Source organism: Acinetobacter puyangensis (genome assembly GCF_900096995.1).
Taxonomy (GTDB): domain Bacteria; phylum Pseudomonadota; class Gammaproteobacteria; order Pseudomonadales; family Moraxellaceae; genus Acinetobacter; species Acinetobacter puyangensis.
In genome coordinates this window covers 401,909-425,545 of sequence record NZ_OANT01000001.1, presented here as the reverse complement: position 1 = coordinate 425,545, position 23,637 = coordinate 401,909, and the positions used below count along the sequence as shown (strand labels likewise).

The 23,637-nt window shown below is 37.5% G+C and carries 24 protein-coding genes and 3 pseudogenes; 14 read left to right on the top strand and 13 right to left on the bottom strand.

The window, feature by feature from the left end; genetic code table 11:
- Positions 1–6 precede the first annotated feature (6 nt).
- Both CRO21_RS17870 and CRO21_RS02000 read right to left on the bottom strand, forming a co-directional pair.
- Positions 7–197: pseudogene (locus tag CRO21_RS17870) on the bottom strand (helix-turn-helix domain-containing protein); the annotation flags it as partial.
- Between the two features lie 721 nt (positions 198–918).
- Positions 919–1,407 (bottom strand): hypothetical protein, encoded by a 489-nt coding sequence (locus CRO21_RS02000; RefSeq protein WP_097077666.1) that lies wholly within the window; start codon positions 1,405–1,407, stop codon positions 919–921.
- Between the two features lie 79 nt (positions 1,408–1,486).
- Between CRO21_RS02000 and CRO21_RS01995 the strand changes: the two genes are divergently transcribed.
- From CRO21_RS01995 to CRO21_RS01985, 3 genes are all read left to right on the top strand, one after another.
- Entirely contained in the window at positions 1,487–1,714 is a 228-nt protein-coding gene (locus tag CRO21_RS01995) for a helix-turn-helix domain-containing protein (protein WP_097077665.1), read from the top strand.
- 509 nt (positions 1,715–2,223) lie between these two features.
- The gene (locus CRO21_RS01990; protein WP_097077664.1) at positions 2,224–3,756 is read left to right on the top strand and encodes an AAA family ATPase; all 1,533 of its coding nucleotides are present in this window, start codon (positions 2,224–2,226) and stop codon (positions 3,754–3,756) included.
- A complete protein-coding gene (locus tag CRO21_RS01985) occupies positions 3,753–4,625 on the top strand; it encodes an HNH endonuclease (RefSeq protein WP_097077663.1) in 873 nt (290 codons plus the stop codon). The genes CRO21_RS01990 and CRO21_RS01985 overlap by 4 nt, the downstream gene beginning before the upstream one ends.
- 450 nt (positions 4,626–5,075) lie before the next feature.
- Here the strand turns inward: CRO21_RS01985 and CRO21_RS01980 are convergent, their stop codons facing one another.
- Positions 5,076–5,840, bottom strand: coding sequence for a hypothetical protein (locus CRO21_RS01980; RefSeq protein ID WP_097077662.1), 765 nt, complete (start codon positions 5,838–5,840; stop codon positions 5,076–5,078).
- A gap of 22 nt (positions 5,841–5,862) precedes the next feature.
- Complete coding sequence (locus tag CRO21_RS01975) at positions 5,863–6,633, bottom strand: DUF4145 domain-containing protein (protein ID WP_228150338.1); 771 nt, start codon at positions 6,631–6,633, stop codon at positions 5,863–5,865.
- Positions 6,634–6,826: 193 nt separating this feature from the next.
- Between CRO21_RS01975 and CRO21_RS17865 the strand changes: the two are divergent.
- From CRO21_RS17865 to msrA, 6 genes and pseudogenes are all read left to right on the top strand, one after another.
- Positions 6,827–6,948: pseudogene (locus CRO21_RS17865) on the top strand (DNA adenine methylase); the annotation flags it as partial.
- 381 nt (positions 6,949–7,329) lie between these two features.
- Positions 7,330–7,614, top strand: a pseudogene (gene thyA, locus CRO21_RS01965) (thymidylate synthase); the annotation flags it as partial.
- 62 nt (positions 7,615–7,676) lie between these two features.
- Positions 7,677–8,201: a dihydrofolate reductase gene (locus CRO21_RS01960; RefSeq protein WP_097077660.1), complete on the top strand. Its 525-nt coding sequence runs from the start codon at positions 7,677–7,679 to the stop codon at positions 8,199–8,201.
- Positions 8,202–8,203: 2 nt separating this feature from the next.
- The gene (locus tag CRO21_RS01955; protein WP_097078104.1) at positions 8,204–9,256 is read left to right on the top strand and encodes an Lnb N-terminal periplasmic domain-containing protein; all 1,053 of its coding nucleotides are present in this window, start codon (positions 8,204–8,206) and stop codon (positions 9,254–9,256) included.
- 117 nt (positions 9,257–9,373) lie between these two features.
- Positions 9,374–9,838, top strand: a complete 465-nt coding sequence (locus CRO21_RS01950; protein WP_097077659.1) for an META domain-containing protein — start codon at positions 9,374–9,376, stop codon at positions 9,836–9,838.
- A 216-nt stretch (positions 9,839–10,054) separates the two neighbouring features.
- Positions 10,055–10,576 carry a peptide-methionine (S)-S-oxide reductase MsrA gene (gene msrA, locus CRO21_RS01945; RefSeq protein ID WP_097077658.1) on the top strand — a complete coding sequence of 174 codons (522 nt, stop codon included), beginning with the start codon at positions 10,055–10,057 and terminating at the stop codon, positions 10,574–10,576.
- Positions 10,577–10,641: 65 nt separating this feature from the next.
- Here msrA and CRO21_RS01940 read toward each other — a convergent pair whose 3' ends face one another.
- The 5 genes from CRO21_RS01940 to CRO21_RS01920 all read right to left on the bottom strand — a co-directional run bounded on the left by CRO21_RS01940 (position 10,642) and on the right by CRO21_RS01920 (position 14,300).
- Entirely contained in the window at positions 10,642–11,046 is a 405-nt protein-coding gene (locus CRO21_RS01940) for an ExbD/TolR family protein (RefSeq protein ID WP_097077657.1), read from the bottom strand.
- Positions 11,046–11,675, bottom strand: coding sequence for a MotA/TolQ/ExbB proton channel family protein (locus CRO21_RS01935; protein ID WP_097077656.1), 630 nt, complete (start codon positions 11,673–11,675; stop codon positions 11,046–11,048). Before CRO21_RS01935 ends, CRO21_RS01940 begins: the two co-directional genes overlap by 1 nt.
- A gap of 47 nt (positions 11,676–11,722) precedes the next feature.
- On the bottom strand, positions 11,723–12,340 hold the full coding sequence (locus tag CRO21_RS01930; protein ID WP_409449478.1) for an energy transducer TonB family protein: 618 nt from the start codon (positions 12,338–12,340) through the stop codon (positions 11,723–11,725).
- 309 nt (positions 12,341–12,649) lie between these two features.
- Complete coding sequence (purU, locus tag CRO21_RS01925) at positions 12,650–13,516, bottom strand: formyltetrahydrofolate deformylase (RefSeq protein ID WP_097077654.1); 867 nt, start codon at positions 13,514–13,516, stop codon at positions 12,650–12,652.
- A 64-nt stretch (positions 13,517–13,580) separates the two neighbouring features.
- Entirely contained in the window at positions 13,581–14,300 is a 720-nt protein-coding gene (locus CRO21_RS01920; protein ID WP_097078103.1) for a TetR/AcrR family transcriptional regulator, read from the bottom strand.
- Between the two features lie 169 nt (positions 14,301–14,469).
- Between CRO21_RS01920 and CRO21_RS01915 the strand changes: the two genes are divergently transcribed.
- From CRO21_RS01915 to CRO21_RS01900, 4 genes are all read left to right on the top strand, one after another.
- Positions 14,470–15,921, top strand: a complete 1,452-nt coding sequence (locus CRO21_RS01915; protein WP_097077653.1) for a coniferyl aldehyde dehydrogenase — start codon at positions 14,470–14,472, stop codon at positions 15,919–15,921.
- Positions 15,922–16,127: 206 nt separating this feature from the next.
- The gene (rpmB, locus tag CRO21_RS01910) at positions 16,128–16,364 is read left to right on the top strand and encodes a 50S ribosomal protein L28 (protein ID WP_004649871.1); all 237 of its coding nucleotides are present in this window, start codon (positions 16,128–16,130) and stop codon (positions 16,362–16,364) included.
- A 12-nt stretch (positions 16,365–16,376) separates the two neighbouring features.
- Positions 16,377–16,532, top strand: coding sequence for a 50S ribosomal protein L33 (gene rpmG, locus CRO21_RS01905; protein ID WP_001205031.1), 156 nt, complete (start codon positions 16,377–16,379; stop codon positions 16,530–16,532).
- A gap of 229 nt (positions 16,533–16,761) precedes the next feature.
- On the top strand, positions 16,762–18,480 hold the full coding sequence (locus CRO21_RS01900; RefSeq protein ID WP_097077652.1) for a cation:proton antiporter: 1,719 nt from the start codon (positions 16,762–16,764) through the stop codon (positions 18,478–18,480).
- A gap of 92 nt (positions 18,481–18,572) precedes the next feature.
- Here the strand turns inward: CRO21_RS01900 and CRO21_RS01895 are convergent, their stop codons facing one another.
- The 3 genes from CRO21_RS01895 to CRO21_RS01885 all read right to left on the bottom strand — a co-directional run bounded on the left by CRO21_RS01895 (position 18,573) and on the right by CRO21_RS01885 (position 21,524).
- On the bottom strand, positions 18,573–18,851 hold the full coding sequence (locus CRO21_RS01895) for a hypothetical protein (RefSeq protein ID WP_087619279.1): 279 nt from the start codon (positions 18,849–18,851) through the stop codon (positions 18,573–18,575).
- A 102-nt stretch (positions 18,852–18,953) separates the two neighbouring features.
- Positions 18,954–19,457 carry a DUF6586 family protein gene (locus tag CRO21_RS01890; RefSeq protein WP_097077651.1) on the bottom strand — a complete coding sequence of 168 codons (504 nt, stop codon included), beginning with the start codon at positions 19,455–19,457 and terminating at the stop codon, positions 18,954–18,956.
- A gap of 84 nt (positions 19,458–19,541) precedes the next feature.
- Complete coding sequence (locus tag CRO21_RS01885) at positions 19,542–21,524, bottom strand: ATP-dependent helicase (protein WP_097077650.1); 1,983 nt, start codon at positions 21,522–21,524, stop codon at positions 19,542–19,544.
- Between the two features lie 243 nt (positions 21,525–21,767).
- Between CRO21_RS01885 and CRO21_RS01880 the strand changes: the two genes are divergently transcribed.
- A complete protein-coding gene (locus CRO21_RS01880) occupies positions 21,768–23,027 on the top strand; it encodes an OmpP1/FadL family transporter (protein ID WP_097077649.1) in 1,260 nt (419 codons plus the stop codon).
- Between the two features lie 37 nt (positions 23,028–23,064).
- Here CRO21_RS01880 and CRO21_RS01875 read toward each other — a convergent pair whose 3' ends face one another.
- Entirely contained in the window at positions 23,065–23,634 is a 570-nt protein-coding gene (locus CRO21_RS01875) for a GNAT family N-acetyltransferase (protein WP_097077648.1), read from the bottom strand.
- Positions 23,635–23,637: the final 3 nt, after the last annotated feature.

Below are 23,637 nucleotides of genomic sequence, written 5' to 3'. Positions count from 1 at the left end.
TTTTCACACTTTAAATTTTAATCTGACAAAATTAAGAATTTGTTCAAACACAAGAAATGAAACAGTGAATCGATCATTTTCGATCTCTGATATCGTTGTTTTATTAATTCTGTTTTCTTCTGATAAAGTTTTTTGTGTGTAGCAGAGCGCTTTTTCACAGCGCAGATTTCTTTGCCAATTTCTATTCTAGTTGTCATATATTTTACAAATCTCCAATTTAGTTAGTGATATAGCTAACTTTTTTAATAATACACTTAATCAATTCATCAGTACATATTTCACTCAGTTCAAAATATATTTAAACTGATCTAATACTGTAATAATTAATTTGCTCTATCCACATTGTAACTGCTTGTTCTTTAGCAATTTGATAAAACTCACTGTAATATTAATATCATCGCTTGTAAAGTACTGTAAAGGAAAATATTAAATTGAGGCTAACTGTTTATCATTGCGCCATGATTGAAGATTCAATGGACTATTAGACTGTTGGTCGATTAACTTTTGAAAAATGGTATAGGTCACTGGATTTACTTAACACAGTATCAAGGGAATTGGGTTCCAGATGAAATAAATTATCCACTTCAAGCAAAAAATATGTGATGAAAACCAATACAGAAGTTCCTAGTTTTATCCTCGATATGATGCATGGGGGAAATATTTACAAATCCAATCTTCTAGGGCACTTGATTACTTACTCAATTCACCAAATTCAGATCGCTTTGGTCACTTACTTTTAGACAATAAACGTTGTCCACCTAAAAACCATTCAACTGAAAACTTTCACTCAAACGTTGAACATAGATGAAAATAAAAGTTGGAGAAATGAATTAAAAGAGATTTTCAAGCTTTGATAATGAGATATTGCTTGGTAATTTAGCTACTAAATTTTGATGTAATTTCAAATAAGTACTCATGTTAAAGATGAGCACTTATCTTATTTAGGACACTGATTTCAGACTCTAAATTCTTAAGTTGTTGTTCACTGTTTTTCTTAAACACGATAAGAGTATCTTTTAACAGAGGAAATTCTTTTAGATATTGATCAAAAAATTGAATTTCTAACTGAGTCTTCTCCAGCGTTATCTTCAAACTTTTAAGCTTTTTCTCAAATTCGCCTTGAAAATCAGACTTAATTCCTTTGTTCAATAAATATGTATTGAGTTCTGACATTGTATAATTTGAGGAATACTCATAATTTTGGCTAGTACGAGGAGTAAGCGTAATCAAATTAATTTTAACTAAACTTCTAATTATATTATAGGTAATTTGATAGCCGTTATAGCCACGATACTCAGGATACTCATTTGTAAAACCATCAAATATGGTTTTAAATTCGCTATTTATAAAATTGTGATTTGATAAAAACTTAATCAAACAACGATTAAGTTTATGATTTTTAGGCATAAAAAACTCAATATACTACTTAAAAGTAAAAAATATCCCATTTTGGGATATTTTTTAGAATAGTACACCATTTTGAGCTATGAGCTCAATACACGACCCTAGGTATAGGGAAATTATTACAGAATTGATTAAACTGCGTGAATCTAAAAATATAACGCAGGTACAGTTAGCCTTGTCCTTAAAAAAACCACAGTCCTATGTTGCTAAAGTTGAAAACTGTGAGAGAAGATTAGACTTTATTGAGTTACATGATTGGTTAATGCATTTAGATGAAAAAATTACAACTTTTCTAACTAATAAATTCTAGATTTTTTACATAGTAAAGTATGGAAAGTTATAATTTTACAACCATTCATAATAGTCAAATAGTTGTACTTTAAGGTAGAAAAAGGATCATAGTGTGCAATCTTTAACACATTATGATCTACCAAAAAATATTCAATTTGAATGTAACTGCATATTCTTTATTCTATTGGAGACCAAATTTCACCAAAAATAGACAGAGAGTCGTATCTAATTTCAGCACTTTCAATGGGTTCTAACATGTGCATTTCGCAGATGAGATTTTATATCAAATAGATTTTGGAACGTGTCGATGCGGTGTGTGAACCGTAATCTCAGCCTATGTAGGAAAGCACAATTACCTACTGTCGTGGACAACCGATGTGTGGCTCAGTCAACCTGAAATTAGTATTCGGCAATACTTTAAGAGCAAGCAAGTTTTTGCAGGCTTTTAGGTTGAATGTTGAGAGAGTGAGTGCATTTTTTTTTAGATAGTTATAATTTAATAATGATTTTATATGTTTAGATATACTGATGAAATTTAAAAAAATTGGTTATTTTGATCAAAAAAGTTTTACTCCAGAAGCTGATACATTTTTTTTAGTTACAGATAATTGGAATGATCAAGGTTATTATACATACTTTCACTTAATTTATTGTGGTTCTGATTTAGTAAAGAATAAGATTGGTACTTTAAGAATAGCTTTTAAAGGACAAACAGAAGGAGATTACACTGATATAAAAATCGCTCAAGTTTTTAATAAATTAGAGGATAATTTTTATTCACTAGGAACAGATGAGGAATATTATTTAAATTTAAAAAAATTAGATCCAAGTATTCAATTAGAAATACTGGATAATTTAAATGATATAGCTAACAAAAAATCATTATTGGACGAAGTTAAATCGGAGGGAGCTTTTTTGAAAGCTTTCCTTAGGGATACGAGTATTTTAAATATAGAACAAAAATTTAGAAAAATTATAAATGATGAAATTATTTTAACAGATTTTAATTTTCAGTTTGATATAATTGCATCTAATAAAAACTATCCTGTTACTTTAAATTTTGATGTTTTAAAAGATTCAATGCCTCCTACGAATATTCATACGATTATTGGTAGAAATGGAGTTGGAAAAACACATATTTTAAATTCAATGATTGAAGCCATTACATCTAATTCTGATGAAGTTTTTTTTAGTGAAAAAGTTACTGATTATTTAGGTGAAGTGGAGAGTATAAAAATAGATTATACATTCTTTAGCCAATTAATTTCTGTATCTTTTAGTGCATTTGATCCATTTATTCCACCTAAAGATGGTTCAATTAATGTTTATGGAACAAAATATCATTACATTGGTTTAAAAAATTATTTTCCTGATGATGCTCTTGATAAACCTAAATCAAAAACACCAAAAGAATTAACAACAGAATTTTACTCTTCATTTAGTTTTATTTTAAAAACTAATTTAAAAAGAAATATTTGGAATGATTCAATCAAAACTCTTTGTTCTGATCCTAACTTTGCAGAGATGGAACTTCATAAATTAAATAATGAGTCAAAAGAAGCTATATGCAAAAAGTTTGAGAGAATGAGTTCAGGTCATAAAATTGTATTATTAACAGTTACTAAGTTAGTAGAAAGGTTAGAAGAAAAATCATTAGTAATTTTAGATGAGCCTGAATGTCACTTACATCCACCTCTCTTGTCAGCCTTTGTTAGGGCTCTTAGTAATATCTTAAGAAATAGGAACGCTGTTGCTATTATTGCGACTCACTCTCCAGTTGTTGTACAAGAGGTTCCGAAAACTTGTGTAACAAAGTTAACAAGGCATGGCGCTGTAATGGTGGGGAAAAAGCCTAAATGCGAAACATTTGGCGAAAATATTGGAATATTGACTAATGAAATTTTTGGTTTAGAAGTGAAAGAATCTGGTTTTTTGAAATTTTTAAAGGATTTAGTTGATGAAGGGCTTACTTATGAAGATATAGTAAGTAAATTCCACAATCAATTAGGTACAGAAGCAAAAGGTTTATTGCGTGTTCTTATTATGGAGCGCAATCAATGATCAAATTAGATAAAATTTCTATTAATGATTTACAATCTGTACAAATTACCTTGGATACTCTTTTAGATAAAACCCTAATAGATTCTTATAAAGAAATTTACCATTATTTTGTATATCATGCTTTCTTAATAGATAGTTCATTTAAAAATCTAGAAAGCTACAAATTAACATCATGTATGATTGGTTTAGATCGTAAAAGCAACCCAGTTTTACATAAAAATATATCTAAAAAAAAATTAAATAATTTATATGGCTATATGAGAGATAGGAAAGATAAAGATGCAAGAAAACAAATATATAATGTAATTAAAAGCTCTGCAGATATGTGTCCATATTGTGGAGAATGTAATCCAGTTACAACATTAGATCATTATCTACCAAAGGCAGATTTTCCTCAATATTCTGTATTCACTAGTAATTTATTACCATCATGTGGTACTTGTAATACTGGAAAATTGAATACTGTAGCAACTTGTTATATTGATCAACCAATTCACCCATATTTTGATAAGTCAATATTTTTTAATGATATATGGATTGAAGGTAGTATAAGTGATTATACTACCTTAGGGCTGAATATTTATACTAATCCACCTAGTTTATGGTCTAATGATGATAAACTAAGAGCTAGTAAACATTTTAAAGATTATAGGATAGAAGCTGAATATAAATTACGAATAAATAGTGAGGCTTCTCAACTATTATATCTATTGAAAAATTCTTTGAGAATGCTAACAGGAACTGCTTTACAGGAATATTTAATAGATTGTTCAAATACTCCAGGTCTTTTTGAAAATCATTGGCGTAAAGTTTTTTATAGAGCATTAGCTAAAGATCCAAATATCTTTAATCGAGTTCAAATTCATTAGGTAAAAGCAACAGTCAAATTTTCGTAAAATTAACATAATGCACGTTATACCTAATGATTCATAATTATCCTTTAAATTCAATCCGATACTTCCAGAATCTTGGCCCATTCCCTCCAGAGTGGGCCTTTTATTGATTTTCATGTTCCACGGCTTTATATAGTCTCATTTAAACCTAAAACAGAAAACAAGTTCAGATGAAAGAAGAATACATGTCCAAGTAGTTATTGATTTTGCATATAACTTTTTTATTATTTAATCAAGAAATCATCCCATGCTTTTAATTTTACAAGTCAGCAGAACAACAAAATACCATAAAGACCTGTCCTTCACTTGTAGAGTATATGATTAAGCACCCAAGTACACCCAAATTTATGTCAATTCCAAGTCATGATGAGATGGAAATACATTCTGATGATTATAATTGGGTGAATGATGTGGGTGTTGATGATTTTAGAAAGATTGTCCTTTTCTTTTTGTATGCATTTTGAATGCTAATTCTTCAGATGAATAATCACGCTCAACGGACAGTTCAATAATTTGAAATTGCTTAATATCATAAGCATCATGATAATTAATTTCCAAATCGACTGGAAAAGATTCACCATTTTTGTATTCAAATTCAAATGGTAAATATAACTTTATTTTTTCAGCACTAGTCTCATTTTCAAGTAAATCAAACTGTGTAGTTAAAATTAGACTTCTATTATAATTTGCATTTGTAATAGATATCTCTCTACAAACACCACGACTATTTTTTAAAGAGAATGAAAATTCAAGTAATCCCATAGTTGTCCCATCAGGATTTTGTAATAGAGGAGCAATTTTCATTTCATAAAAATGAAAGAATGGTTGTGCATTAATCGTTTCTAATTTGATTTGACGGTCATCTTTATTTTTAATGAGTTCTAGTTCTACTTGTGTCACTTTTACAAGCTGCTTTTGTTGCTCAACACTATTTTTTAATTCCTCAGCTTGAAGTTTTAAGGCTTCTGTATTCTGCTTTAACTCTTCGCCTTGCTGTCTATAGCCAAAAACTAGCCACATAAACGCCAAAGGCGCGAAAGTGCCTGCGAGGAAATCGCCCCATTCATTTGGTTTCATTTCTTTGAATTCAGAGAGATCACCAACAGATAAAACTATCATCAGTAATAAATATAAGCCTGAAACAACAATCAACGGTTTAAATTTTGATTGTGTATTTGTTTTATTTTGCAATTAGATTATCCTAAATGAACAGCTACGGAGTTTGTCTACGAGCAACTCGACGTTGAGCTGCAATCTTCACGCGTTCAGGCTCTGTATAAACCCGTTCTAGTAAAATATAAGTAAAGTCTAATAGGTCTTCAGCATCATCCTTGTTCAATGATCCATCGTGGGCAGCGTCATTCCCGTCATCCTTAATACCACGAGACAAGTCCTCTAAATCTGAAGGTAAAATTTCATTTTCAAAAATCCATTTCAAGCGGGAATGGATCGTTTTTTTATCATTTGCTGTTGGATTTTTATTTGAATGATTATCAATAATTTTCTTGGTTGTAATATCCAAACAAAGTCTAAACATTGCACCAGCAGCGTTATAACAATTTACTGAAAGACATTTTGATGCTTCTAAAAAGATATTTTCAATTTCTGATGGTAAGTGTTCAGGAGGTTGTGTTGAACTAGGCAGAATTGGGTTATAAAAAAATGAGGAAAAAATTGTATGTAAATCTCGTTCGTGTTCATTAAAGTAATTAAGAACAATCTGAAGATATGTCGTTCCACGATCATTATTAAGTTTATCCCCTAAAGCCATTTTAAAAAACTCTTCATTTTCAATAGCATTTACCGTAATGGCATTTTTGCATGATCTACAAACTGCAAATAATTGAAAATGAATTTTATTATTATTTCTATCTAATTGAGGGTTATTTATTCCTTTTATATCAAAAGTAATTTTGTTGGCATTGCAATAAGGACAATCAAAAACAATACTATTAATTGATTTATTTAGATTTTTACTTAGCATACCCCACCCTTAGGAATCATTTCCGACTTATTGAAAGTTATAAATATAAAAAACAAAACGAAGCGACATAGTTTATTCTAGCAAGCTATGCCTCCTTGGGTAAGTTGACTACCGCAGAAAATGCTTCATCACCTCCTGTAAAGAGTATGTTGAGGCTATCAGAAAATGAAGAAAAAATGCAGTAGGTGAAAAGATGAAAACCAAGCCAATTATTCCTTGGATGGGTGGAAAAAGTCGACTAGGGCCGCAACTCGCTGAAAAATACTAGAACATCAATGTTATGTTGAATTATTCGCTAGTGGTGCAACACTGTTTTAGCTAGAACATACATAAAAAGTTAAAATAATTAATAGTTTGAACATAGACCTAACCGTAGGTTTACATTTTAAAGTGTAAATTTTTTGCTTGTATTGAACTTATACCTAAGGAGTAAATAAACTTTAATATCTGATCTTTCGTTTTTGTCAGTACGTATCAATTTTGGAACTAAAGGATGGCTAAAAGTATTAAATTTATCTATAATTATCCTTCTAGGGAAAACTTATTTAATTACATTCAGATGAGTATCTGGTTTTAATTAACTGTTCTAGAATATGCTTGGGTTTACCAAATGTGCAAAATTAATAATGCACAGTTATAATTTGGTAGTAAACCCTTATTGGAAAGCATATTGTGCAAAAATTTAGGGTTATAAAATTTTTAGGTGTTCCCTTTAATATTGCCAGTTATGCCCTGCTCACGCATATGATCGCGCAGGTCTGTGAGCTTGATGTGGGCGACTTTGTCTGGACCGGCGGAGATACGCATCTATATGCCAATCATTTTGAACAGGCCAGATTACAGTTAAGCCGTGAACCATTACCACTTTGCCAGCTTCAACTTAATCCTGAAATTAAAGATATTTTTGATTTTAAATTTGAAGATATCGACATCGTTGGTTATCAATCACATCCGGCCATCAAGGCACCTGTTGCGGTTTAAGGTTTCTACAGCATATATATTTAAAATGCATCCTCGATACGGGGAGCATCAGGGAGAAGAAAATGGCCTTTCAAGACATCGAAGTTGTACATGTGGTGGCCTGTGATGTTCAGCAGTGTATCGGTAAAGGCAATCAACTGCCTTGGCATATTTCAGAAGATTTACAGCATTTTAAACGTATTACGCAAGATGGCGTGGTGATTATGGGGCGTAAAACCTTTGAATCCATGGGACGCCCTTTACCCAATCGTATTAACTGGGTGATTACCCGAGATCATCAATGGACAGCAGAAGGCGTAAAAGTTGCCTATTCTATTGACAATGCGCTAGAACAAGCTGTATTTGATTTGGAAGAAGTAGATAAGCCATCATTGTTTATTATCGGTGGCGGGGAAATTTTTAAACAAACCCTGCCTATTGCAGATCGTCTAGAAATCACCCATGTTGATTTGGATGTACAAGGTGATGCCTTCTATCCTGCAATTCCAGATGATTTTATCCTAACCGATTTTAGTGACCATATCAGTGCCAAAGATGCAATTTCTTTTCGTTTTGCCCAATATTTACGTCAAGATAATTTATGCTAAGTATGAACGACATCGATAAAAAAACCTTCCACAAAAGTATTTTTGGTGCTTTATTACACGGTCTGTTTTATATATTTGTCATTTTATCCAGTATTTGGCTGTGTCTGGCACTATGGATCCAGCAACCCTTTGGCAAAGTTTTTAGCTATATCGCGATTGGTTTCTGGATTATTCTGTCCTGTAGCATTACTGGTGTCTACATCACACAGGCGATTTTTAAACGCAAAACCGATGTCTGGATCTACCTCCTATGTTTTACCGTTGGTGTGGTATGGTATTTTTCCATGCAGCCCCGTAATGATCGTGACTGGAATCCCGAAGTCGCCAGAATTTTAAATTATCAACAGCATGGCGATCAGATTACCATTGAAAATGTACGTAATTTTAACTGGCGCAGTGAAACTGATTACGACATTCGTTGGGAGACACGGCACTACGATTTATCCAAAATTGAAAGTATGGATTTAATTCTGTCCTACTGGGCCGGAAATCAAATTGCACATACCTTATTAAGTTTTAATTTTGCCGATGGACGACATCTGACATTTTCGATAGAAATCCGTAAGGAAAAAACCGAAAAATTCTCCAGCATCGGTGGTTTCTTCCGTCAGTATGAACTTGCCATTGTACCTGCCGACGAAAAAGATATTATCTATACACGTAGCAATATCCGTAAAGAGCGTGTCTATATCTATCCGGTAAAAATGCCCAAAATTGCCATGCAGGAATTGTTCATATCCTATCTAGAACAAGGTCAGGCATTGCAAACCCATCCTCGCTGGTATAACACCTTATTTAGTAACTGTACTACCATCATTTTTGATATGGTCAATAAAATTGATCCGATCCCGGTCGATTATCGGGTATTGTTATCCGGGAAATTACCTTATTATCTGTATGATCATCAGATTCTTGACCAACGATACTCACAAAGTCAGTGGTTACAGATGGCCTATATCAATCCTAGAGTACAAAATTTTACACAGCTCAAAGATCGATCTAGTCGGCACTATTCGCAATTGATTCGTTCCGGATTACCCAAAGCAGATCAATAAGACCAAAACTGCTTTACAGTTTGCATCATTTTTGTTGATCAAATCACTGGCTATTTCTGGTATTTTTTGCTTTGATCAAGCAAATATAATGTAACTTTAATAAACATAGGAAAGATCATGAAAAAAAACTTTTTATTGGGATGTGCCTTAAGTTCCGGCATCATTTTTTCAGCATGTACTTCGACCCCACCAGAAGTACAAGTGGTACAGGCAAATAATCTATCACTGCTACAAGGCAAAGCCTGGATCTTGAGTCAGATAGGTCAACAGCCGATTACCTATGCGCAGAATGCAAACACAGCCACGATTGAATTTAGCTCAAGTGAGGCCCGATTCAGCGGTTCTGACAGCTGTAATCGTATTATGGGGAGTTATCAGGCTGATAATCTAAATAACATTAGCCTAGGACAGATTGCCAGTACCGAAATGGCATGTTTAAGCAATAATGGAGAAATTGAACAGGCTTATAAACAAGCATTACAGCACGTTGCAAAATATACTGTAAGCCATCAACAATTGGTTTTAATAGATGCCAATGGCAATGCGCTGGTAACCTTTATCAGCCCAATTCAACCGCGTTAGATGCGTGGTATTCTACTTCTATCGTAAAACAAGCCGGGAACCAAATGGATCAAATTTAACGCTGCTTCTAATTCTGAGGAATCGATATTTCGATCTGAACTATTTTCAGCGTCAGATTCCTGTTGCAACAATATTGCACTGGAAAAATTTTAAAGCAACCGCAATGATTCAATCTATATAACAGACAAAAATCTTATCAATGATGAGGATTCAGCGATGCAACAGGCAATTTTTGGTGGTGGATGTTTTTGGTGTACCGAATCAGTCTTTCTACATATCAAAGGTGTTCGGCAGGTAGAAAGCGGTTATGCCGGTGGACAACGTCAGAATCCGAACTATGAACAGGTCTGTTCCGGCGCAACTGGTCATGCAGAAGTGATCCGTATTGATTTTGATGAACAGACTGTGAGCTATACGCAACTTCTAGAGGTATTTTTTGCCACACATGATGCCACCACCCTCAATCGTCAGGGCAATGATATCGGCACACAATATCGTTCTGTGATCTTTTATCTGGATACAGCCCAAAAGCAACAGGCACAAGATAAAATCGCCCAGTTAAAGGCCGACGGTATCAATGTCGTCACCGAATTGGCAGCTGCGCCAGAATTTTATAGTGCCGAAGAATATCACCAAAATTTCTTTGATCGTAATCCAACCCAGCCTTATTGTAATTTTGCCATTCCACCAAAACTCGAAAAACTTCATAAACAATTCCCAGATTTATTTCAATCATAAAAAAAGCAGTCTTTTTAGACTGCTTAATGCATTAAGAAATATTAATACAAATCCACGATGTGATCTTAATTCTCGCTAACAAATGCAATATCTGCCAAACCTGCTTCACTTGCACGGGACATCACCTGAGCAGTTGAATCATATTTTGAATCTTTATCTGCGCGCAGTTGAATGGTTGGTTTTTGCGTTGCATGACTTTTCTCTTGGAAACGTCGTGCCAATTCATCTAAGGATACAACTTCTCCATTCCACGCAATCTGGTTATCTTTATCGATACTCACCGTAATCGCTTCCGGCGGCTGTTCCTGCATTTCTGCCGTTGTTTTCGGCAATGTCAACGGAATGGACGGATTCGCTACAGTCGCTGTGACCAAAAAGATAATCATCAATACCAGCATGATGTCAATCAACGGAATAAGGTTCATCTCCGTCATGCCTTGATCATTATCTTCTCCTAGAGAAAATGCCATTATGCCTGACCTCCAGCATATTGTGCTTTATTTGCTGCAACGGATTCGGAAGATTCCGCTACATGTTTTTGATCCTGTAAAATTGTATCAATCAACAAACCATGTGCATGATCTTGTAAGTCATTTGACAAGGTACGGTTTTGACGTACACAGATATTATAGGCAAGTACCGCAGGAATCGCTACCGCAAGACCCAGACCCGTCATAATCAATGCTTCACCCACAGGTGTTGCAACCTGAGCAAGACCAGCTTGACCACTAGAACCAACGGCGACCAGTGCATGGAAAATACCCCACACTGTACCAAATAAACCAACAAAAGGTGCAATTGAAGCGATGGTACCCAATACTGATACGCCTTTATCTGCGGCCGATTTTTCACGTGCAATCTGCTGTAATAACACCTGTTCGGCAGCTGCTTTACGGTGATCATAAGCCAAGCCACTGACACGGTTTTTCAAGTCGTTAATGGCTTTTTGTAAATTGTCTTTGGCCAATTGCTTGATTTGCTTGGTGCCCAGAATACGGATAATAAAGACGGTCCACGTCGTAATCGACATCGCCAATAAAATAAAATACAGCGTCTTACTTACCGCATCTGCATGTTGCCAATACACTGAAAAGTTCATTATTCGAACTCCTTAATTTTCAAATATTTCGGTTTAGCCCTGCGGCTTTACTGTAAGTGGAATGGTTGTTCTGCATAAAATGGAACGGCAACACCGTCTTCTTTATGCGGATAAAATTGTCCTGCCTGCACAGCTCTAATGACTTCTCTATCAACCTTTGCATTACCACTGCCCTGTTTGATTCTTGCCTTGATTCTACCCTTATCGTCAACATCGATACGGATGATCATTGAAGTACTGGTAACACTTTTCAGATCGTCCTGAGATAACCTAGGCTTTGGTTTACGCTTCCAGGCCACACCTGATGCATCACCCAAATTACGGGGACTGTTATCAACTTGTGGTGCTGGCTCCGGTGCGGGTGCCGGCTCTGCCTTTGGTGCAGGTTGTGGTGTCGTCACCACGGCTGTCGTTGTGGTCACAATTTTTGTCTCAGCCTGAGGTAACTCTACCGGCTTTGGTGTAGGCGCCTTGACTTGCTGCACCTTCTCTACTTTTTTAGGTGGAGGCAAGGGCTTTTCAACAATCTTCACCTGCTTAGGTTTAGGCGGTTCTTTCGGCTTCTCAGGTTCTTTTGGCTTTGGTAATTCAGCTTTTGGTTTCTCAACAATTTTGACAAAACGAACCTGCACAGGTTTGGGTGGATCGACTGGTCTTAATTGCATTGGCTTCATATAGGACAAAGCCAGCAAAACGCCGGCATGACCCACAACTACCGCTGCAATTGCAGCAATAATTTTCTGGTTCCTAGACAGCGGATGGGAAGATGATGCTACAGAAAGTTGACCCATTTAGGATGTCCTAATTTTGTAACGTAAAATCATTCGATTGATACAACCGGATGTACAAATTAAAGTGCGACAATGATAAATGAGAAGTGTTTTCATTTTCAACCTTTTTTTATAATTTTTTACTAAAAATAAAAGCACAGTTAATAACTGTGCTTGAAAAAATTTCTTAGAATGTGTAAATAATTAATCAAAAACAACGGTTTTATTACCATCCACAATAATTCTATCTTCCAGATGCCATTTTACTGCTCGAGCCAGAACATTTCGTTCTACATCTTCACCCAGTTCACGTAATTGTTCGACACTATAATCATGACTGACCCGTTCTACATCCTGCTCAATAATCGGTCCCTGATCCAGATCAGCAGTCACATAATGGGCAGTTGCACCAATCAGTTTTACGCCTTTTTCGTAGGCTTGTTTATAAGGGTTTGCTCCCACAAATGCAGGCAGGAATGAATGGTGGATATTAATCACTTTCATCGGCCATTTTAATACAAAATCCTCGCTCAAAATTTGCATATAACGTGCTAGAACAAGCAAATCATTGCCCTGCATCAATTCATCAATTTGTGCATAGGCTTCTGCTTTATTATCTTTATTGACCGGAATTACAGTAAACGGGATACCAAAGTTTTCAACCGATTCACGTAAATCTTCATGGTTGGAAATGACCTGTGTAATTTCACAAGCTAAGGAGCCACGTGCATGACGCCATAATAACTCTAATAAAGCATGATCAACTTTGGAAACCAAAATTCCGACTTTCTTAACATCACTAACACAGTTCAAGCGCCAAGTCATATTATAGCGTTCGGCAACATTCTTCTGAAATGTTTCAACCAATGCTTCCTGACGACCAGACAAATGATCCAGCTCAAATTCAACACGCATAAAATAACGTCCGCCTTGCGCTTCGGTTGCATATTGATCAAGTGCGGTAATATTGGCACCTTGGTGATACAAAAAACTCGATACAGCCTGTACGATACCGGGACGATCTTCACATGTAATCAGCAAACGTGCTGTATTTACTGTAGACATATTCATTTTACTTTAAATTCGCAATAATTTTAAAAAACGCATTAGTTTAACGCTTTTAGCCAAAAAATCTTCAATTTTTTATTTCCAATTCGCTATTTTCTGACCCAACATCAGATAACTGCGCAAATAAATTCGAGGTTCCCATGGTTTCCAGCAGTTTTTCATAGGTCTCTCGACTTTCACCAATTAAATAGGGTCCTTCAAGAAATACCATCTGCCGCAAAGCCTGCCATACCCAGTGTTCTGATTTTTGATCACCATTTAAATGTCCGGACATATATAAAAAATTGGCCCAGTTGGTTAACACAATCCACACATTGATAATTAAAGCTTCAATCTCCGATGCTGTCATTCTCATTAATCCGGCATCAACAAAACCCTGATAAATCTTTTGCCCTTGTTGCATGACACGACCTGCTAGTTGCGGATAAAGCTGTTTAAACTCAGGATTGGAGTCCATTAAATGATGCACATCCCGATGTAAAAACCGATAAGACCACAATTGCTTGCTCAGAATCTGAAAATAATGGATTTTATCATTACTGTTTAACGGACGTCCTTCTGGCACATTTAATAAATTAATGGTTTCAGTTTGATATTGTTCAAATAATTCTTTAATAATCTCTTGTTTATTACGAAAATGATAATACAGATTACCCGGACTAATCCCCAGTTCGGCTGCAATATGGTTGGTCGTGACGACTCTTTCACCTTTTTCATTAAATAAGGTCAAACTTGCCTGCAAAATTCGTTCTTTGGTTTTTGAAACTTTCAAATGATTATTCCTCAAATCTGGCAATCACGATCTAAATAACAGATATTACGCATGTAAATGTTTTCTGTCTAACATCAATACATTACAAATTTACTCATATTACACACATATTCATGACTTGACTATTTAGAGTTTTTACTCTAAAAATAACTCATCATTAATTTCATCAAATTGGCACACGAAAATGAATAACATCGTCAAAACAAATAAAGCGGTCGAAACACCGCCGGATATCCAAGCCCTGTATGAGATACTGGCAGCGCAAAAACTGGCGTATCAACGCCATCCGCTAGCTACCGCTCAGGAACGGATCGAACGCTTGTCACATCTACGTCAGGTGCTCATCAAATATCAGTATGATATCGCAGCTGCCATTAGTCAGGACTATGGTAATCGTGCATTTGCCGAAACCAAAATCGGCGAATTGCTGACCTGCGTCGAACAAATTTCCTATTATTCCAAAAATCTTACACGCTGGATGAAACCATCCAAGCGCCATATTAGCCCATTGCACCAACCTGCAAAAGGCTGGGTAGAATATCAACCATTGGGTGTGATTGGTATTATTACTCCATGGAATTATCCATTATTGCTCTCAATAGGCCCGCTGATCTGTGCACTCGCCGCAGGCAACCATGCCATGATCAAGATTTCTAGTGCGTCGACACATTTTGGCCAACTACTGGAAAAAATTCTTGCCGAAATTTTTCCACAGGATCTGGTTGCCGTAATTAATGGTGGGGGCGCAATTTCCGATAAGTTTAGTCATCTGCCTTTTGATAAAATTATTTTTACCGGTTCTACCGAAATCGGCAAAACCGTAATGCGAGCTGCTGCTGAAAATCTGGTTCCGGTCATTCTAGAGCTGGGCGGGAAATCTCCTGCCATTGTCCATCCTGATCTTCCACTAAAAGATGCCGCACAACGATTGGCAATGGGTAAATTATGGAATGCGGGCCAAACCTGTGTGGCACCAGATTATCTGTTTCTACCACGAGGTAAAACCGCTGAATTTGCCGGATTCTTTGAAAGTTTTGTGCAGTCGATGTATCCGACACTCAAAGATAATCAAGACTATACCTCGATCATCAATGATAAGCAGTACCGACGGATTCAGGGCTATCTTGAAGACGCCAAGGCACAAGGTGCCGACCTAATTGAAATCAATCTCAACAATGAGAATCTGGAACAAGTCCGTAAAATTGCACCAACGCTTGTGACCAATATTTCACCTGAGATGCAAATTATGCAAAATGAAATTTTTGGTCCTGTGTTACCGATTCTTGAATATGATTCAATTGATGAAGTGCTTGATTTTATCAATGCACGTCCCCGTCCATTAGCATTGTATTATTTTGATTATGATAAAGATCGTGCCGAATATATTGCAAACCGCACCCATTCCGGACATTTTGGTCATAATCAGGTGGTCACCCATGTGGCACAGGATGATCTACCATTTGGCGGTGTAGGCGCATCTGGTATGGGTAAATATCATGGTCCGGAAGGCTTTTTTAGCTTTTCACATGAACGCTCGGTAATGTCTAATCCAAAATTCTATTCACTGAAATTTATCCTGCCACCGTTTAATAAAGCAGTACATAAAATTTTATTTAAAACCTTTTTACGCAAATAAAGGATCTCCGCTGAGATTTCCTTTATTGTTACATATTGATTAAGACATAAACTATTAATCGGGTTTATGTCTTAATTTTGGGCTGTGGACTTGTGTTTTAGTTCAAATTTTGGTATAAAACGCCCCTTATAAATGAGTTCACCCTGTTTTACTGACTGACAAGCCTTGCAATCGATTGTTGTTGGGCTTAATCAATGGAGTTCACCATGTCTAAGGTTTGCCAAGTTACCGGCAAGCGTCCAATCGTTGGAAACAACGTTTCGCACGCAAACAACAAAACCAAGCGCCGGTTCGAGCCGAACCTGCATCACCACCGTTTCTGGTTAGAAAGCGAAAAACGTTTTGTACGTCTTCGTTTAACCACTAAGGGTATGCGTATTATCGACAAATTGGGCATTGAGAAGGTTGTTGCCGATCTTCGCGCTCAAGGTCAAAAGATCTAAGGAGTCATTGCCATGCGTGATAAGATTCGTCTGGTTTCAAGTGCTGGTACAGGTTATTTCTATACCACAACCAAAAACAAACGTACGATGCCGGAAAAAATGGAAATCAAAAAATTTGATCCAAAAATCCGCCAACACGTTATTTTTAAAGAAGCTAAAATTAAATAATTTTGGCTGGATGAAAAGCGACTCACATGAGTCGTTTTTTTTCGCCGCTGATCTGACAAGCTTAAACTTGCCTCTATACATCTCCCGCTAAAGTTAAAATTTTCTGTATTTACAGTTGATTATAAAGTGTCAATCGCAGCTAAATTTGATACACTCTCAAACAATCAATATTGGCATTATTTATGCTTCTATTTAAAGCCCTTAACCCATCTCGATTAAGGAGTCGTCAGTGCCTCATGATGTAGATCTCATAATATTACTTGCCGTCGGTTTTGGTCTGGCGTTAATTTTTGGCTATATTGCTGCACGTTTGCGACTTCCTCCATTGATCGGTTACCTGATCGCAGGGATCATTATCAGTCCAAATACACCGGGTATTGTCGGTGATATTCATCTTGCCAACCAGCTTGCCGAACTTGGCGTCATGTTCCTGATGTTTGGTGTGGGTATGCACTTTTCATTAAATGATCTGATGCAGGTACGCCGTATCGCGGTTCCCGGTGCCATTTTACAAATTGCGGTCGCCACATTGCTTGGTATGGGCGTGACCATACTCTGGGGCTGGTCCTTTGGTTCTGCACTGGTCTTTGGCTTAAGCCTCTCCTGTGCCAGTACGGTGGTGTTATTAAAAGCATTAGGCGATCGGGGTTTACTTGATTCGGTCAATGGGAAAATTGCTGTAGGTTGGTTACTGGTTGAAGATCTGGTGATGGTACTGGTATTGGTGCTTTTACCGGCAACAGCAATTCTGTTAGGTGGCCAACCGATCAATCAGGAATCTGCCAATGATAATATCTGGCTGACTCTTGGCATTACCTTATTAAAGGTTGCAGGATTTATCGCCTTTATGCTGATTATCGGGAAACGTCTGGTGCCGATGATCATTCAATTTGTGGCACGTCTGGGTTCACGTGAGCTGTTTACTCTCACAGTAGTCGCTGCGGCAATTTCAATTGCATACGGATCATATGCCATCTTTGGTGTGTCTATGGCATTGGGTGCATTTTTCGCAGGGATGGTGGTCAAAGAATCTGCATTTAGCCATCGCGCTGAAGAAGAAACCTTACCTCTACGTGAAATTTTTGCCATTTTGTTTTTTGTTTCGGTTGGTATGCTGTTTGATCCGCACATTTTGATTGAACAACCTGGGCATATTCTTGCGGTCGTCGCCATTATTATGATTGGTAAAACCATTGCTGCCATGGCACTGGTGTTATTTTTCCGCTACCCGATTAATACGGCACTGACGGTCGGCGCGAGTCTGGCACAAATTGGCGAGTTTTCGTTTATTCTGGCAACACTCGGCGTATCACTGCAACTGCTAACACTCGATGCACAAAACCTGATTCTGGCCGGTGCATTAATCTCCATTACCTTGAACTCGTTTATCTTTTCTGCCATTGAACCGATTCAGAAATGGATTCGGGCACGTTCTTATCTTGCCCGTCTATTGGAACGTAAAAGCGACCCTCTGGCCATGTTACCGGATGAAGTGAGTCAGGATTACCTCCGTGATCAAATCGTGATTGTCGGCTATGGTGAGGTGGGACGTCGCATTACCCAGACCTTACAGGAACAAAACATCAAAGTGGTGATTGCCGAAGAGAATCGAGAAATCGTTGAGAATTTACGTGCCAAAGGCGTTGCTGCGGTCAGTGGTTCGGCCACTGAACCCAGTGTACTGATTCAGGCGCATATCATGCATGCCCGCTTACTGGTCATCTCGCCAATGGATCTGGTTAAGATTCATCAGGTGGTCAATATTGCCAAACAGCTTAATCCAATGCTTGAAGTGTTGTTATGTGCAGAAAATGGCGAAGAAGCGCGCGCATTACGTGAAGACGATATTGGTACAGTCTATTTTGCCAAAGAAGAAATGGCGAAGAATATGAGTGCGCATATTTTAGAGCAAATTCAATTGGCACATCAGCATGGCCATCACGCTTAATCACTTGATAAAAAATAAGGAGTGCGATATTCACCGCACTCCTTATGATTATGGATTTCCAGAAGAATAAAACTTACAGCTACAAAACAAATTTAACTATAAAACTGTGGCTTTTGATCCAGCACATTTGCATGCCATTTATTCGCTTGATTTTCCATCACGCCATAAATTGCTGCCTGAATCATATGCTGTGCCACCATACCTGTATTTTCGCCAAGTATTTTACGCACTTCCTCATTAAATTCGATTCTGACCAATGGCACATCTTCTGAATTCGATACTCTTAACGCCAAAGCACCATCATCAAGCTGAACAAGTTCAAGAATGGTTTCTTGAGTGCCAAGTAACTCTTTAAGTTCTTCAACTGACATTCGCAACCTCCTGCAATAGAATCTATTGCCATCTATGTTTATCTCTGATTCTTATTAATGCGTCCAAATGTTTAGAATTTCAAGTACTATTTGTATATTTATTCAGAACTCCACCATTTCATTACGAAAACCATCTATTAAATTTAACAATTCACTATGCCATTCACGCAAAATTTGTGTATCGGGCAACCATGCTTGTGGACTTTGTGTCACTTTGATAATCAAATTTGATGAAGTTTCCTCTTCTGGCTCAGGTGCGACGGGTTCCGGTGCATATTGACACATGCGATAGGCACGGTTCAACGCTGACAAAAAACCATCTTGACTGAGTTGTTTTAAGACCTGAATTTCTGGAGATACCTGTCCACGCTCGGCCATATGATGCTCAATATTTTGCAAGGTCGGACGAAATTCGGTTAAACGATAATAGCGCACCAATTCCTGCAAAAATGCCAATACTGCGCCTTGCAAATGAAATACTGCGGCTTCACGATGCGCCTGAATCTGCTGGACATGTTCGGTCTGCTCCGCTTGCTGACAGGCCAGACGGGCAAAATAAAGTTTTTGGTTGGTACGGTCGGCATGGTAACGGGCAACACGGGACATTACAGTTCCTTCAACTAAGAATTCATTTTATTTTAAGCGTATAAATCAGGATGAGATAGTAAAAATACAATCGAGATAAAATAATTAATCCCAATCTATGCCAATTCTTGGTTTTTCAATACCATCTTCACGCTCAAAAGACCAGACTTTCTGGCGCTGATCACCACGTCGATGCAGGGTTTCATGACACAAGCCCGACGGCAAATCACTGAGGAAATACGCTGTCACCACACGTCCAAGTGGATCAAGCTGATCCTTGACCCAGGTAAATAAATTCTGACGGGTAATAATCAGCTCATTTTGTGCCCGGGTTAAAGCCACATAGAGCACACGGCGTTCTTCTTCAACCTCATCAAAATCACCTTGTGAACGGGCATGTGGAAACTGCCCGACTGATGCATTGGCAACATAACACACCTGTCGTTCTGTGCCTTTGGCAGAATGAATGGTAATCAGTGTGACCACATCTTTATCTTTTTCCCGTTCGACTTCGCTATGTGAAATCGGTTCCAGTACATATTCTTCAATAAAAGCGGCAACATTCATATGTCGTTCTGCTAGCTGCTTAACCAGCTCAAAATCGCGTTGTCGTCGTGACCAGTCTTGATTACGATAATTATGCTCAAGCTGCTCTTGTAAGGCTGCCAGCGCAACCTCCAGACTTTTACTGACCAGATGTTGTATCTGTAACAGTTGTTGAAAAGCAGCAATGGCGATTGCAGGCACTTTGCTAAATTTTTTTAAGCGGATCAGACAATCTTCCAGCGTATCAAACTGCAAAAACTCCGAGGCCAAACGGCTTGCACCGACATCACCCACACCATTCCATAGGGTTAAAAAGCGCATCCATGCCAACTCATCTTTATGATTGGCAACGATTCGTAACATACTTAGCACATCTTTGACATGCGCCGATTCCAGTAATTTTACTCCACCAATAAATTGATAGGGAATATCCGCAGCCACCAAAGCACTTTCAATTTGCCGTCCGGCAAAACCGGAACGAACCAGAATCATATGTTCCTGCCAAGCACTGCCCTTCTTATGGCGCTTTTTTAAATCCTGTGCAATCCAGTTGGCTTCTTCAAACTCATTGGCCAGTGTATGTAATTGTGGTGCCAAACCTTTACCACGATAGGCTTGTAATTCTTTTTGATAATCCAGCGGACTAATTTTTAATAACCAATTGGAAATATCCAAAATTTCCTGTGTCGAACGATAGTTCCTTGCCAATGTTAACACTTGTGCATCAGGCACACGCTGCTGAAAAGCATGGATATTCTGAAAATCCGCACCCCGAAAGCCATAGATCGACTGCGCATCATCACCGACACAAAACAGATGCGCTTTACCAATAAACGGTTTAAGCAATGACCATTGTAAGGGATTGGTGTCTTGCATCTCATCAACCAATAGATAACGACAGCGATACAACACTTGATCCACCAACGCGTCTGATTGATTTAAATACTTGGCCACGTATTCCAGAATATCATCGTAATCCAGATAAGCGCGTTCCCGTTTCTGATTTTCATAGGCTTTCATTACCGCAATAATCGGCTCTTTTAACTCCACCATATCAGGCAATTGTTTGGCAAGCGCCTCACTAAATTTGCACTGGGTATTTCGAGTATAGGAATACAAATCCAGCAATTGTGCCGCTTTGGGCAATTCATGCTGTTTATCTTTACCACGTAACAAGCGAAACATTAATACCTGGTCATCACGGTCAATCACATTAAATTGTCCAAGATCAAAGGCTTTGGCATAACGTCTTAAGATACCCAAACAAAAGGTATGGAAAGTCGAAGCATGTAAACCCTGTGCCTGTATACCCAGATATTGCTCGACCCGAGTCACAATTTCACTGGCAGCACGCCGAGTAAAGGTCATGATCTGGATTTGTTCGGGGGGTACGCCCTGACTGATCAGATAGGCAGCACGAGCGACAATGGTTTTGGTTTTGCCACAGCCTGCCCCTGCCAACACCAATGTATTTTGTGCAGTGGTTGTGGCAGCCTGATATTGTTCGGGATTCAGTTCATCGAGTAGGCGTTGGATGGTCATATCAAATCATACACTTCATTTTATTCATCTAAGTTTTCTAAGTCATCATTCTAACACGAGAACACATTCACCAACGCAACTCTATGATTCCCGTAATACAATACAAACCATTATTTCAGAGGATTTTAGTGATCACACCATCTTATTATCAACTTATTAAATTTACTTCTAAATTAATATTATAACTCGATAAAATAATTAAGCATATAATTAAAAAATCTCGACATAATCGTAGACTAACTTATGAAAAAAACGATTTTTTCCACACTGATTATTATAACTTTACCATTTTTAAATCAATCATCTTTCGCAACTACGGGCTATTTTATGCATGGTTATGGCGTAAAAGCACAGGGAAATGCAGGGACAGCCATTGCGCAATTTAATGATAGCCTGACAATTGCCAATAATCCTGCTGGCTTAAGCTGGGTAGGCACACGCTTGGATACGGGTTTAACCTTATTTTCACCTGATCGTTCTGCTGAAATTCAGGGCAATTTAGCGGGTGCAAATGGCAATTATGACGGCAATGCCCGAGAATATTTTTTACTTCCAGAATTTGGCTTCAATAAAAAAATTAATGATACAGTTGACTTAGGCATTGCGATCTATGGGAATGGTGGTATGAATACCGGCTATGATCATAACCCCTTTACTGCATTTGGCAATACAGGAAAAGCGGGTGTGAATATCACTCAAGTCTTTATATCTCCTGCGGTGGCTTGGCGCTTTTCTGAGAATCAATCGATTGGCATTGCAACCAATATTTTATATCAAGAATTTGAGGCTAAAGGTCTTTCTGCATTTGGTGCGTTTTCCAGTACTCCCAACCATATCAGTAATCAAGGTAAAGATTCATCTACGGGAATTGGAATAAAGCTGGGCTGGGCAGGTCAAATTTCTGACCGGCTTAGCTTGGGTGCAACCTATTCCTCTAAAATAAAAGCAGATAAATTTGGTCAATATAAAGGATTATTTGCAGATTCAGGTAACTTTGACGTACCGGAAAATTATGGGATTGGGGCAAATTTTCAATTTACACCGAAGCTTAACCTCGCTGCGGATATCTCACGTATTAACTTTTCTGATATTGATTCTGTGGGTAATTCATTTGATATTAATTCCTTATTCTCGGGGAATGGATTTGGTAGCAAACAGGGGCCCGGATTTGGCTGGAAAGATATTAATATTTATCGTCTTGGTTTAGGCTATCAGGCATCATCAAAACTTAGTCTGCGTGCGGGTTATAGTCATAACGATCAACCAATTAACAAAGATCAAACCTTTTTAAATATTCTTGCACCTGCCGTCATACAGGATCATATCAGTATTGGCGGAACATGGAATATTGATCCATCACAAGAAATCAACTTTGCCTATACTTATGGCATTAAAAAAACTGTGCATGGACAACAATCCATTCCCGTTGCATTTGGTGGCGGTGAAGCAAATATTGAGATGAGCCAGCATTTGTTTGGTTTGGCCTATGGACGAAAATTCTAGAAGGAAAGATAGCCAATACACGTTCATTTAAAATTATCTATACTGTTTTTACTGATGCATAATTTTCGGCCACTGCATTGCGACCTATTTTGATTGAATACAGCACATGCTGGTATAAAGGATGGCTATTAGCGACCAAAGGATGAGCAAATTCCTGCTGAAATCGCATGCCTAAACGCTGCATTAATGTCCATGAGGGTTGATTTTGTTTCGCAGTAAATGCCATGATTTGCTGAAAATTTAGTATATTAAATCCTTGCTGCAATACTGCGTGCGCTGCTTCAAATGCCAACCCCTGATGCCAAAACTCTGGCAGCAATCGCCAGCCAATTTCCACAGGACAGGCAAAAGGCAATTCATATTGCGGATGATTGAGTCCGACAAATCCCACAAATTGCCCTGTATTTTTTAAACAAACTTTATATAGGCCATAGCCCTGCTGCTGAATACGCTGTCTAATTTGCTGAAAAAAATCTTGATTTTGTGCTTTAGACAATGGATTTAAAAAATAACGCATGACTTCCGGGTTGGAATTTAAATGGTAAAGCTTATTTTCATCATCATCTTGCCAATTAGTTAGGAGGAGACGCTCTGTTTCAATCAACATGAC